Raw genomic sequence first — 12,872 nt, forward strand, 5'->3', positions numbered from 1 at the left:
TTGTTGACGTTTTGCTGTTCAGTTTTCAAGGTTCATGTCTTACGCTGTCGGTTTGTGTCGTTCTCTCGACTGCTTTATTACTATACCAAATGGTTTTTAAAGTGTCAACAGTTTTAGTGAATAATTTTCACCCGATTGTTTTCGCCTATAGAAAAGCCCATCATGACAGCACTGCCAACAACTTCATTTACACTATTACATTTCAAAAGCAGATCTATTCCTTATTCAATTAATAGTATGCATAAAAAAAGAACGGCTCCATAAGAACCGTTCTCTTCATTATACATTCGCCTTCCCATCTTCCCTTACTTCATTTAATGAAAATGAAATATAGGATGAAGATAATGAAGAGGCCATACATGATTGGGTGAATCTCTTTCCTTCTTCCGCTCAGCAACATTGTGATTGGGTAGAAGACGAAGCCGATGGCGATTCCGGTTGCGATGCTGTATGTCAATGGCATCGTAATGATTGTGAAGAATGCCGGTACCGCGACTTCGAATTTCGACCATTCGATGTTTCCTAATGTCGATACCATGAGCACGCCGACGATGATGAGTGCAGGTGCTGTCACTTCAGGAGTGATGACAAACAATAATGGAGAGAAGAACAGCGCCAACAAGAATAATGTTCCCGTTACAATAGAAGCAAGTCCAGTTTTGGCCCCAGCCGCAACTCCTGCAGTCGATTCGATATAAGAAGTTGTTGTCGACGTTCCGAAGACCGAACCTGTTACTGTTGCCAATGAGTCTGCAAGCAAAGCTTTGCCGGCACGTGGCAATTTTTCGTCCTTCATTAATCCCGCTTGTGTAGCTACCGCAACTAGTGTCCCTGCCGTATCGAAAAAGTCGACGAATAGGAACGTGATGACGATGACGAGAAATTGAGTCGTCATCAAAGATGCCGGATCGTTGAAGATTGATTCGAATGCAGCGCCGAATGTCGGAGCGACGGACGGCACTTTGGAAACTATCTTTGTCGGAACATCAATCAAGCTGACTAACATTCCTAACACCGTCGTCAAAATCATTCCGTAGAAGATAGCGCCTTTAATTTGTCGCACCATCATGATGACCGTGATTACTAAGCCGAAGATCGCTAGCAATGTAGGTCCTGCAGATAAATCGCCAAGCGTTACGAGTGTGTTCGGATCCCCAACGATAATATTCGCATTTTGCAATCCTAGGAACGTAATGAACAGTCCAATACCCGCGCCAACTGCATATTTCAATTGTGCTGGGATGGCATTAATGATAGTTTCACGCAAACCTGATAACGATAGAATAATAAAGATAAGTCCAGAGAATAGTACACCTGTCAATGCAGTTTGCCATGGAATTCCATAAGTGAGTACGACCGTAAACGCGAAAAATGCGTTCAATCCCATACCTGGTGCCAACGCGATTGGATATCTAGCAATTAACCCCATAAATAGTGAACCAACTGCCGCGGCCAATGCTGTAGCGACGAAAACGGCGCCTTTATCCATGCGCATCGCATCGGGAAGATCAGGAATCCCTTCTAATGAAAGCATGAGCGGGTTGACCGCCAAAATATATGCCATCGCAAGGAAGGTGGTAACTCCCCCGATAATTTCCCGCCGATAATTCGTCCCTAGCTTTTCAAACTCAAAGTATTTCTTCATGATAACCGTCCTTTTATGTAATTTTAAATCAAAGTCTTCATTTAGCGTCCAGAGGCCGGAAATCCAGTTTGATAATCAACATAAAAAAGGAAGTATACGATAATTACTCGTATACTTCCCTATGACAACCAAATTAAAACGATTTTCGCCTTTAATTCAATCATCGTAGTCAGAACATTTACGGTGTTCCGGTAGAGACTTTTGGGCCATATCCCCAAAGATATACGATGCAGTTATTCAGTTTTATTTATTCCCACTCGATCGTGCCTGGCGGTTTTGCAGTGATGTCATAAACGACACGGTTTACGTGGTCGACTTCCGATGTGATGCGCGTACTGATTTTTTCAAGAACATCCCAAGGGATGCGCGCCCAATCTGCTGTCATGCCGTCAACGGAATGAACAGCGCGGATGCCGATCGCATGGTCGTAGGAGCGTTTATCGTTCCTCTTGCCGACACTGCGGATGTCCGGCAGGATTGCGAAGTATTGCCAGATCTCTCGGTCAAGTCCCGCTTTCGCGATTTCGTCGCGCAGAATCCAATCGGCTTCGCGGACGATTTCAAGCTTCTCTTCCGTAATTTCCCCAAGCACCCGAACGCCGAGGCCCGGTCCAGGGAATGGCTGGCGATGCACGATATCAGCAGGCAAGCCGAGCTCTGCTCCGACTGCGCGCACTTCGTCTTTGAACAATGCTTTCAATGGCTCGATCAATTCGAACTCCATGTCTTCCGGCAACCCGCCAACGTTATGGTGGGATTTGATCACTTCATCCGTTGCCGTTCCGCTTTCGATGATGTCCGCATAAATCGTACCTTGCGCGAGGAAATCGATTCCTTCGAGCTTTGCGGATTCTTCGTCAAATACGTAGATGAATTCATTGCCGATCACTTTCCGTTTCTCCTCAGGATCTGTGACGCCTTTCAGCTTGTCCAAGAAGCGTTTACGTGCATCGACTTTAATGAAGTTCATATGGAATTGATTGCTGAATGTGTCGACGACGCTTTCCACTTCGCCTTTGCGGAGTAGACCGTGGTCGACGAAAATGCAAGTAAGCTGGTCGCCAATTGCTCGGTGGATCAACGTCGCAACAACCGATGAATCGACGCCGCCGCTAAGTGCGCAAAGGACTTTCCTCTCGCCGACTTGCGAACGGATCTTCTCGACTTCGATATCGATGAATCTTTTCATCGTCCAGCTTTTCTGTGCACCGCAAACTGCAAATACGAATTGGCTAAGGATTTCCTTCCCATCGCCGGATTGCGGGGCTTCCGGGTGGAACTGGATGCCGTAAAGGTGTTTTTCTTCGTTGGCGAAAGCGACTGTTCCGCCGTCCGGGCCTGTCGCGATAGCTGAAAAGCCTGCCGGCAATTCAGAGATTGCATTCCCTTTGCCCATTAAGACGGACTGCTTTTCTGCAAGACCCGAAAACAGCTTTGAAGCAGGGGTGACGTTAACTACCTGAACGTCTGCGGCATCGTTCGCCACTCCGATTTTTCCGCCGAATTGCTTAGCAATCAGTTCCGCACCGGAGGAAATTCCGAGTACAGGAATACCTAGATTGAAAATGTCAGCGTCAATTCCGAAATCAACGTCTTTCGATCCGCCGGAAAGGATGATGCCTACAGCCTGCATATTTTTAATATCCTCTGCTGTAACCGTATGAGGATGCAATTCGCTGTAAACCCCCAACTCACGGATCGTGCGTGTGATCAGTTGGTTATATGCGTTACCGTAATTCAATACTACAATCTTTTCCTGTTCGATCAATAATGGAGCCGTCGACAATTGATCCACCTCTTCCATTTAGTTTCCGAAATCTCATAAATGAGGAAAGACGCGTAAGAAAGTCCTTCTTTCTACGCGTCTCATCGTTCTACTGCAGGCAGAAACAGACATAGCTGTCCCGCCTTCATAGACAAGCCATTCACGGTGGCCTGGTAGAAACGTCCGAACCTTATTATCAGACATATATGAGGGCATATCGGTGTTCTTTTTTTCAATCTTACGCCTCCGATATGCAAAAATCAACAGGAAGCCCTATTGATTAAATCTTCCCATATTTCCTGCAAGACTGCCCAATCGGCGTGAGCCGTATACCCGCCATACAGTCCTCGTTCGTATGCCTCCGTGAGCATTCCCATCTGGCGGCCCCCGAAGTACGTATCGACCGTTTTCGCATATTCGGATAATGTCATACTGTCCGTCCGTTTGAATCCATACCGATCCAGCTGTTTCAATAGGCTTTTATATTGCTTTGTGTATATTGCCCAATCAACTTTCCGTTTCCGGTAAGCATTTATGAGAAGTTTAGGGATCCATTTCCCTCTATGCGTATACACTTTCCATGCAATGAATAAAACGACGGCAATCCCGATGATTCCGACCCACGCATTTTCACGCAGAAACTTACCCGTCTTTTCGAAGAATGCGACAATACCGCCATCTTCCTCTTTCTTTGCAGGAGTTTCCGTCCGGTCGACTTCGGGCTTCTCACGCTCTTCCATTTCCCGCACTTCCGGGTCGCTCATATCCAGTTCGAGGTCATACTCGATGTCGGTCATATTTGAAAATCCGATTGTCGGTTCGAAAGGCATCCATCCGAACCCTGGAATATAAGCCTCCACCCATGAGTGCGCTTCATTGTTCGTCACTTTGTATTCGATCTTTCCTCTTGAATTCGTTGTTGCTTCACCCGGAGCAAACCCCTTCACCCAGCGTGCAGGGATATCCGATGCACGCAGCATGACGACCATGGATGTTGAAAAGTTATCGCAATATCCACGTTTTGTATCGAACAGGAATTGATCGACATAATCCTCATTCCCTTTTGGAACCGCCACGTTTTGCTGATCATACACGAATCCGTTTCTTGCGAAATAGCGTTCGATTGATTTCGCCTTGTCATACACGTTCTCCTCTTTCCCAGTAATACTGAGTGCCAATTCGCGGACACGGTCCGGTAATTGCTCAGGCAGCTGCAAATACTCTGTGAAATCCACAGTTTCAAGCGCATAGTCATCCATCGATGTTTCACGCAACGCCTTCAAGCTGTATTTATGTTCGACGATGTCGATTCCAAAAGTATCGAGCTCTGCCTCTTCCCCATCTTTCATTACCCAAAATTGTCCTGTCTCCACCCGATTCTGCAAGACGACGTCCGTTGTCGTATGGATTTTAGACGTGCCATATGGATAGACGAGATAAGGCAATTGTTCATTCATATTGATTTCTGCTTGAAGGAAATCCGACCCTTCAAGTATTGCTGAAGCACCGTCATAAGCAATCAATGATCCTGGGACGATATTGACAGGCATCGTCTGGCCGGATTGCTGCTCCCAGCCCTTCGACGTATACGTATTTTTCGTTTCAATTTTCCAGTATTGCTTTTTAGGGACAGTCGCCCTGAAAACGACAGTGTCATCTTGCGAGAAAGCGCCCCCTAGCCTAGAGTCATCCGAATCATATCCACTTTTTGAAACGAGACTGCCGCTGCCGATTCCTTCCCCTTGCACAACCGATTTCAAAAAAGGGATAGGGTCGGCCCAAACTGGCCCCCGATCTGGCATGAAGCTAGCGAATGCGCTGCTGAAAATGACCGCGAATAATAAAGGAATTGAAAACGTGGCGAACATTCCCGTGCCCATTTTCCGTCCATGTCTTTCAGAAATGCGAGAAATCGTCAGCAATCCTATTAATAACAGTCCTGAGACCATGATCCTGAAAATCGCCCCGTCCGCCGAATAGGAACTGAAAGTGTCTAAAACGGCGATGAATACGACCGTCAATGCGTAGAAAAGGAGGATGCTTTTCCGCACTTCGATCCAATGGCGAATCAAGTAAATTGTCATCCATAAAAGAACGAAAAAGAGAACCGTCCGGAATGGGTTCGTAATGCCCTCCCAATTCCACGCCGCGATAATGCCGAAGTTCGACATAAGATCATCGGTGAGCAGAGCGACGGTTTCTCTTGAGAACATAGCAGTCTTAAAAAACACATAATGGATCGACCAAAACAGGTAGATGATCTTCAGCGGAATGGAGAGCCACCATCTCATCCTCAACAACCCGAATAGGAAGGAGATCGCGATGAAATAAAGGAAGACCCCTATATATTCCGTATCGGTCAATTCGATGACAGGCAAGAGCCATTCCCAGAGCAGGATGAAGGCGAGCACATACATGAGTATAAGGACGCGCCTATCCGTCCTTCCTTCTTTCATCAACTCGCCACCTCCTTAAAAGCCTCTGAAAATTGCCTTCTACTTAATGCATGTATCGTGATGCCTTTTGCTTTAGCAAACCTGATTTGCTCTTGAAGCTGCGGAGGCAATGCGCTTTCACCGTCAACGAGAACGAAACAGATGACCGACTTCGTATTATTCACGAGGCTCGTCATCGACTGGATGAACGTCCAATCGGGACTTGCGGTCACTAACACGACGCTGCCGGCAGTCGTTGAAAGTGACGAGTAGACCAATGGCTGCACCGTTTCCGCTCTGACCGACCTAATTTTCGCCAAATGTACAAATACATTATGCAGCTGATCCGCTGAATGGATGAAAGGAAAAGCGACCGTCTCCTCCCCCGCGGAAGCGAATGCGACATTCGCCTGATGGTTTGCAGCTTCCTCAACAATGGATGCCGCAAGTTCAACTTGCTCTTCGAACAGATCTGATTCCCTGCCGTCGAGCAGCACGATTATATCTTCCGATTGCCGATCTTCAAATTCCTTCGTCATCAAATTTTGCGTACGGGCGAACGACTTCCAATGGATCCAAGTAACCCGGTCCCCCGCCTGGTAATCCCTCACCCCGGTTGCCATCGTCGTATCTTTGACGAGCGAAAACGGGGATACGAGAGAACCACGGTCATATTGGGCATTGATCGGCACGTATTTGATCGAGGTCGTATTCGGAAAAACAAGAATGGCATCCTTCAACTCTATGAATGTGCGTTTTTGAATCCACCCGAAAAAATCGGAAACTTCTACTTCAACACCTTCCACAATATGCTCCCCTCTCGGAAGCTTGTCGATTTCATAGGAGAATTCCACATGTTTTTTAAAGCCGAATAGGAAAATCTGCTTCGTGCGGTTTTTCGTTTTAATAACCATGGCGGGATCCGCCCATTTTTCAACCGCGACGGTATACAATAAAGGGAAAGGAACCGTCCGCTCGAGCTTTACCGTAACGGCAAGCTTCCCGCCGCTCTCGATCGTTTTTGTACGGATGATGCGCTCGGCTTTAATATTATTCATCGGATAGGCAAATAGAGAGATTGAATACAAGAGGAAAGGTGTCAGCATATAAAAGATCGTCCAGCTCACTTTGCCGCCTTGGAACATCGCGAAGAGGTAGACGGAAAAGAAAAGGCCGACAATGAAAACAAAACGGCCTGTCATCGATAGCAATTCTTTTCCTTTGTTCATTTCGATCCGACCCGGTCAATCGGCACGCTCACCCTTGTAAGGATCCGTTCGACGATTTCAGTTGCAGTAATTCCTTCGTACTTCGCTTCCGACTTTAGGATGAGCCGATGGCCGAATACGAAAGGAGCCAAATATTTCACGTCGTCAGGCTTCACATACGTCCGTCCTTTAATGAGTGCGTACGCTTGGCATGATTTCATGAGCGCAAGCGACCCACGCGGACTGACTCCAAGATAGACGTGCGGATTATTGCGAGTTTCTGCTGCACAGTCAACGATATACGTTTTGATCGTATGATCGACATTCACTTCTTTCACCGCTTTTTGAAGCTCCGCCAATTCGTGAATCGTGAGGACGGTTTCCAGATGATCGATCGGCACCGATTTTTCCGCGCGGGATAGCACTTCAATTTCTTCCAACCTTTTTGGATATCCCATCTTCAGCTTGAAGAGGAACCGGTCCAATTGCGCTTCCGGCAAAGGGTATGTCCCTTCATATTCAATCGGGTTCTGGGTCGCCATGACGAAGAACGGCTGGGGGATTTGAATCGTTTCCCCATCCACAGTGACGGACGATTCTTCCATGCTCTCGAGTAAGGCGGCTTGTGTCTTTGGAGACGTCCGGTTGATTTCATCAGCCAAGACGATATTTCCGACAATCGGGCCCGGCCTGAACTCGAATTCCATTTCCCTCGGATTGTAGATCGATACGCCAAGGACGTCCGATGGCAATAAATCCGGCGTGAACTGAATACGTTTAAAGGATGCTCCAATGGATTTCGCCAGCGCCTTCACCATCATCGTTTTCCCGACGCCAGGCACGTCCTCCAACAGGACATGTCCACCAGCAAGCAGGGCGGTGACACTCAATTCCGCAATATCCCGCTTGCCGATCATCACCTTATCTATATTCGCGAGAACTTTGTCAATCACTTGTGCATGTGTCATTGTCATTCTTTTTCCTCCCATTCCAGCTTCTCTCTATAACATGTCCGAAAATTTACAAAATGTAACTTTATAATACCGTAATTTTCAAAGTCCTACAACATACTAATGCAATGACCTTTTATGGTCCTCGCACATTTCCACATATAAAACCCGCCACCGAATATGATTCGGCGGCGGGTGCGTGTTTATTTCCAAAAATCGTCGAATATCGTGATCGGCAAATGACGTTTATGCTCCGATCTTTTATAATGCTTTTCAATCGTTTCTAGCGCGGCGTCTGATACCGGCTTCCCTTCCAGGAAATCATCGATCTCGTCATACGTGACGCCGAGCGCAACTTCGTCCGGCAATGCAGGCTTATCATCTTCCAGATCCGCCGTCGGCACTTTCGTATACAAATGCTCAGGGGAGCCGAGTTCCTTCATTAATTGGCGGCCTTGCCTTTTATTCAATCGGTAGATCGGCATAAGGTCGGCTGCGCCGTCACCGAACTTCGTATAGAAGCCGGTCACCGCCTCCGCAGCATGGTCGGTCCCGAGAACGACACAGCTATGCGCCGCTGCAATGGAGTATTGGACTTTCATCCGCTCCCGCGCTTTTTCATTCCCTTTCGTGTAATCGGAAATGGTGATGCCCGCCTTCAATAATGCCTGTTCGCTCGCATCGACCGTAGCTTTGATGTCGACCGTGTAGAGCAAGGAAGGTTTGATGAAATCAAGCGCGTCCTGCGCATCGTCCTCATCGAACTGATTCCCATACGGAAGCCTGACGGCAATGAACTTATACCGATCCGTCTCGTTCTCTTCGTTCAACTCATCGACAGCGATCTGTGCAAGCCGGCCGACGAGCGATGAATCTTGCCCGCCCGATATGCCGAGGACGAAGCCGTTGACGAATGTATTTTTCATTGCATATTCCTTCATGAAATCAACCGATTTGCGGATTTCCTTCTGCGAGTCAATTGACGGCATGCTTTTCAGCTCGGCAATGACCTGTTCTTGAAAAGTCATTTTCCGCACCTCCTCATCTCATTGAAAACTCATCCACTTTGTCCTGCACTTCACGGATATTGCGCATTTTATTGTCCCAACATTTCTGGCTCAAGTCGACCGGATACTCCTCCGGATTCAAAGAGCGTTTATATTCATCCCATAGCAACTCCAAATTATCGTGGGCGAATTGGCGCATTTCATCCAACGCAGGATTTTTGTAAATCACGTTGCCGCCTTCAACGACTTTCGTATGCAAGTTCACGGCATCGAAGTTCGTAACGAATTTGGAAATGAACGTGTGTACCGGATGGAACATTTTAATCCTTTTTTCAACTGTCGGGTCTTCGTCGTGCATTGTAATGTAATCGCCTTCCGCTTTGCCGTTCTCCCGGTCGATGATGCGGTAGACCTTCTTCTGGCCGGGTGTCGTCACTTTTTCGACATTGGAAGAAATTTTGATCGTATCTTCCATTTCGCCTTTTTCATTCTCAATTGAAACAATTTTATATACCGCGCCGAGAGCCGGTTGATCGTAAGCGGTGATCAGCTTTGTGCCGATCCCCCATACATCGACCTTCGCCCCTTGGGCTTTCAAGTTCAAGATCGTGTACTCATCCAAATCATTCGAGACGACGATTTTCGCGTCGTGGAAACCGGCGGCATCGAGCATCTTTCGCGCTTCCTTCGAAAGGAATGCGATGTCGCCGCTATCGAGGCGTATGCCGATGAAATTGATTTGATCGCCAAGCTCTTTCGCGACTTGGATAGCCGTTGGAATTCCGATTTTCAGCGTATTGTACGTATCGACGAGGAATACGCAGTCCTTATGCCGTCTGGCGTAGGAGTGGAACGCTTCGTATTCGCTTTGATACGCCTGAACCAATGAATGGGCATGCGTTCCCGCAACCGGAATGCCGAACCGTTTTCCGGCACGTACATTGCTCGTCGCCTCGATGCCTCCGATGACTGCTGCACGTGCTCCCCAGACTGCCGCGTCCATTTCTTGCGCTCGCCTGCTTCCAAACTCCATGACAACTTGATCTTTGACGACTTGCTTAATGCGGCTTGCCTTTGTCGCAATGAGCGTCTGGAAATTGACGATATTGAGAAGCGCTGTCTCGATGAGCTGGGCTTCCGCTAACGTCGATTCCACTCGAAGAATCGGTTCGTTTGCAAATACAAGTTCCCCTTCCTTCATCGAATAAACATCGCCCGTGAAACGGATATCCTTCAAATAGGCGAGGAAGTCCTCTTTGTAGCCGAGCTCCTCCTTCAAATAGGTCAAATCGCTTTCACTGAAATGGAAGTCCTTTAAATAATCGAGGATCCTCTCGAGTCCCGCAAAAATCGCATAGCCGTTCCCGAACGGCAAGCTTCTGAAGTACAGCTCAAATACCGCTTTCCGTTCATGGATTCCATCCGCCCAATATGATTCCATCATGTTGATTTGATAAAGATCTGTATGTAGTGCCAAACTGTCATCTGCATATTTCGAACTCATGCCAAATCTCCTTCTTCCGCATTCTTCTGATAGTTCCAGTATACACTATTTACCCTCAATTCGACGGGAAATAACTTATTTCACTCTCCAAAGACTTTGACTTCCTTCCACTTTCCAAACCGGTAATAAAGAATAGCGATAATGCTGCTAATGACAAAGCTGACGCCGATTCCCACAGCTATCCCCTTCTCTCCCATGAAGCCTGACAGGAAGTATGTGACGGGGTAACGCAATATCCAAAACGAGATGATATTGAGCACGAGCACTTGGAACATCGCCCCTGACGCCCTCACTGCCCCATTCAAGACAAAGTTAATGCCAAGGAAAGGATAGAAAAATGCAATCATCTTCAAATAGTCCGCTCCAAAACGGACTGCATCCGCATCACTTATGAAAAGGCGGATACCAGCCCCCGCAAAAGCGTAGACGATTCCTGCGATGGTGAACATGATGCCAAGATTATAAAGAAAGCCAATGAACGTAATCCTGTGGACGCGGTTCCATTTTCCCGCTCCGATATTTTGCCCTGCCATACTATTCACTGCCGTTCCGATCGCCTGCGCCGGTAACATGATCAAGCTATCGAGCCGCTGCGCAGCCCCGTATCCGGCAACGACTGCTGGGCCGAAAGAAGCTACGACACTCATGATCGCCATGACGCCGGCTGAAATGACGCTCATTTGCAAGCCCGCCGGTATGCCCAATTTCAAAATAGCAAGCACTTCCCGCTTCGCCGGGATATGCGGCTTCGAAAACGGCACTAATTTCTTTCGGACGGAATAAATGGCGCCCGTCGCAAATGCGACTCCTTGGGAAACGATTGTCGCTACCGCGGCTCCTTGGACGCCCCATCCAAAGACGGCGATGAAAATCGGATCCAGCACCGTATTCAATAGGACGGCAGTCAACACGAAATAGATCGGCGTCTTGGAATCGCCGACAGATCGGAATACTGTGTTGATGAAGTTGTATCCGAACAGAAACAGGATCCCGAAAAAGTTGACACGCAAATAGGACGTCGCCATGTCAATCATCGAATTAGGGGTCCCAAGCAATGCTAAGATGGGCTTCGCCAAAAAGAAACCTGCAAAGCTCAAGACGACGGACATGATTGCAAGCAGAACGACAAATGCGTTCAAATAATTGCGCAATCCCGTCTCGCTTCCCCTTCCCTTTTGCTGGGAGAGGATTGTGAGCGCCGCGTTATTCAGGCCGATGACAAAGGAGAGGACGGTGAAAACGACTGTGCCCGAAATCGCGACTGCTCCAAGCGCATCCGCTCCGATCAGATTTCCGACCCATAGGCTGTCGATGAATTGATACGACACTTGCAACAGGTTCGTCAGTATGATCGGAGCCGAGTAGAAGATCAGCTGCTTCGCAAGCGGGCCATCCGTAAAATCATATTGCTTCGCCACAGCGCTCCCTCCTTCATCCAAATAACTTCAATCCGACCGCCCCTCCGATAATCAAACAGAGGAAAAACATCCGTTTCCATCCTGCCGCTTCCTTGAAAAACAAAATGCCCATCAGCACTGCACCTGCTGCACCGAGTCCGGTCCATATCGCATACGCCGTCCCCATCGGTATGTCGCGCATCGCAAGTGACAAAAACCAAAAGCCGATTGAAAACGTCACAACAATGAGCAACAGACGGGGCCACGACCTTTTCTGCAAATAAAGATTAATGGCCATGACGCCGAAAATCTCCCCGAAACTGGCGATGACTAAATAGAGCCAAGCCATCTCAATCGCCCCCTTCCGCTGCTTCATCGGATTCGACCGTCGTCATTTTAATCCCAATGACCCCGATGATGATAATCGCGATGAAGATTACCTTTGTGATGGAAAACTCCGCATGGAAGAACAGGAAGTCTATAAGGACAATCGCCGCCGCACCCGAGCCGGTGAACACTGCATATACCGTCCCGGACGGAAGCGTCTCGCAAGCTTTAATAATTGCATAGAAACTAATGATAATGGCAACGACGGTCCCCGTCCATTCGAGTGCGGTATTGGAATAACGAAGGCCAATCACCCAGAAAATCTCAACGAACGCTGCCAATAAAACATAAAGCCAGGCCAATGGAATCCTCCTCGTCTTTCAACATGCTTACATTATAGCAAAAGTCCCCGGAAATTTTTCCTCCGGAGAGACTTGCAATCTAACAAGGAACATGATAACTTTAGATAAATCATTTTTCTAATAATTACATATTTTGATTCTTATCAAGAGAGACGGAGGGATTGGCCCGATGAAGTCTCAGCAACCAGCCCGATATTGGTATGGTGCTAATTCCAAAAGGCGTGGAACGTCTCGAAGATAAGAAGATTGATTTCAACGATGTTGGAGGCCCT

10 protein-coding genes and 3 riboswitches are annotated in these 12,872 nt (G+C 47.7%); all 10 genes read right to left on the reverse strand.

Features of this window, described 5'->3' with window-relative positions; genetic code table 11:
- Positions 1–310 precede the first annotated feature (310 nt).
- The 10 genes from NIT04_RS14605 to NIT04_RS14650 all read right to left on the reverse strand — a co-directional run bounded on the left by NIT04_RS14605 (position 311) and on the right by NIT04_RS14650 (position 12,600).
- The gene (locus NIT04_RS14605) at positions 311–1,645 is read right to left on the reverse strand and encodes an NCS2 family permease (RefSeq protein ID WP_252504266.1); all 1,335 of its coding nucleotides are present in this window, start codon (positions 1,643–1,645) and stop codon (positions 311–313) included.
- A 146-nt stretch (positions 1,646–1,791) separates the two neighbouring features.
- Positions 1,792–1,893, reverse strand: a riboswitch (purine riboswitch).
- Positions 1,893–3,449 carry a glutamine-hydrolyzing GMP synthase gene (gene guaA, locus NIT04_RS14610; protein ID WP_252504267.1) on the reverse strand — a complete coding sequence of 519 codons (1,557 nt, stop codon included), beginning with the start codon at positions 3,447–3,449 and terminating at the stop codon, positions 1,893–1,895. Its footprint overlaps the riboswitch before it by 1 nt.
- 89 nt (positions 3,450–3,538) lie before the next feature.
- A riboswitch (purine riboswitch) is annotated at positions 3,539–3,640 on the reverse strand.
- A gap of 30 nt (positions 3,641–3,670) precedes the next feature.
- Complete coding sequence (locus tag NIT04_RS14615; protein WP_252505120.1) at positions 3,671–5,866, reverse strand: transglutaminaseTgpA domain-containing protein; 2,196 nt, start codon at positions 5,864–5,866, stop codon at positions 3,671–3,673.
- Positions 5,866–7,074, reverse strand: coding sequence for a DUF58 domain-containing protein (locus NIT04_RS14620; RefSeq protein ID WP_252504268.1), 1,209 nt, complete (start codon positions 7,072–7,074; stop codon positions 5,866–5,868). Before NIT04_RS14620 ends, NIT04_RS14615 begins: the two co-directional genes overlap by 1 nt.
- A complete protein-coding gene (locus NIT04_RS14625) occupies positions 7,071–8,021 on the reverse strand; it encodes an AAA family ATPase (RefSeq protein ID WP_371922585.1) in 951 nt (316 codons plus the stop codon). Before NIT04_RS14625 ends, NIT04_RS14620 begins: the two co-directional genes overlap by 4 nt.
- A 185-nt stretch (positions 8,022–8,206) precedes the next feature.
- The gene (nadE, locus tag NIT04_RS14630) at positions 8,207–9,031 is read right to left on the reverse strand and encodes an ammonia-dependent NAD(+) synthetase (RefSeq protein ID WP_252504270.1); all 825 of its coding nucleotides are present in this window, start codon (positions 9,029–9,031) and stop codon (positions 8,207–8,209) included.
- Between the two features lie 13 nt (positions 9,032–9,044).
- On the reverse strand, positions 9,045–10,514 hold the full coding sequence (locus NIT04_RS14635) for a nicotinate phosphoribosyltransferase (protein WP_252504271.1): 1,470 nt from the start codon (positions 10,512–10,514) through the stop codon (positions 9,045–9,047).
- Between the two features lie 80 nt (positions 10,515–10,594).
- Complete coding sequence (locus NIT04_RS14640; protein ID WP_252504272.1) at positions 10,595–11,932, reverse strand: MATE family efflux transporter; 1,338 nt, start codon at positions 11,930–11,932, stop codon at positions 10,595–10,597.
- A gap of 13 nt (positions 11,933–11,945) precedes the next feature.
- Positions 11,946–12,260: a multidrug efflux SMR transporter gene (locus tag NIT04_RS14645; RefSeq protein WP_252504273.1), complete on the reverse strand. Its 315-nt coding sequence runs from the start codon at positions 12,258–12,260 to the stop codon at positions 11,946–11,948.
- 1 nt (position 12,261) lies between these two features.
- Positions 12,262–12,600: a multidrug efflux SMR transporter gene (locus NIT04_RS14650; protein WP_252504274.1), complete on the reverse strand. Its 339-nt coding sequence runs from the start codon at positions 12,598–12,600 to the stop codon at positions 12,262–12,264.
- Positions 12,601–12,737: 137 nt separating this feature from the next.
- Positions 12,738–12,844: riboswitch (SAM riboswitch) on the forward strand.
- Positions 12,845–12,872 lie beyond the last annotated feature (28 nt).

The organism is Sporosarcina sp. Marseille-Q4943, assembly GCF_943736995.1.
Classification (GTDB): domain Bacteria; phylum Bacillota; class Bacilli; order Bacillales_A; family Planococcaceae; genus Sporosarcina.